The following is a 482-nucleotide window of genomic DNA, read 5'->3' as shown; positions in this document are numbered from 1 at the left end:
ATCTTGTTTCGCGGGTAGCAGCGACTGCGCTTTCAGGCGGGCTGGCGCTCTTTTTGGGCGTGCTCCTTGTCTGTTTCGTGTTTGCCCTGCTGTTTACACCCATGGAACTCGTGCCGCAGGAAGCGGAGGAACTCATGGCGAGCACGGCAATGATAACGGAACCGGGTGGGCAGATTGACGTATCGGCGCAACTTACCTTTACTGATCTAATAGGGCGTGCGTTTTTATTCTTTCTATCAGGCGCGTTATGGTCGCTCGTGGGGGGGTTGTTTGCCACGCTCACTATGAGTAAATATATGGCGTATGCGTCCCCATTTATCTTTTATTATGTCCTTGTAATCCTATCGCAGCGGTATTTCACAGATATATATGTATTGAACCCGCAGGAATGGTTGAATCCTTCGGAGTTGTGGAACGCGGGAATATGGGGTGCAGCTCTTTTGGTAAGCGAGCTAATCTTGCTAATCGCCGTCGCTTATGGG

1 pseudogene is annotated in these 482 nt (G+C 50.6%); it reads left to right on the top strand.

The features are described from left to right. Positions 1 to 482: pseudogene (locus tag CHK_RS16585) on the top strand (hypothetical protein); the annotation flags it as partial.

The sequence above is a fragment of the Christensenella hongkongensis genome (genome assembly GCF_000981035.1).
Lineage (GTDB): Bacteria > Bacillota > Clostridia > Christensenellales > Christensenellaceae > Christensenella > Christensenella hongkongensis.
The sequence above is the reverse complement of the archived record's forward strand: the minus strand, read 5'-3'. Positions and strand labels throughout refer to the sequence as shown.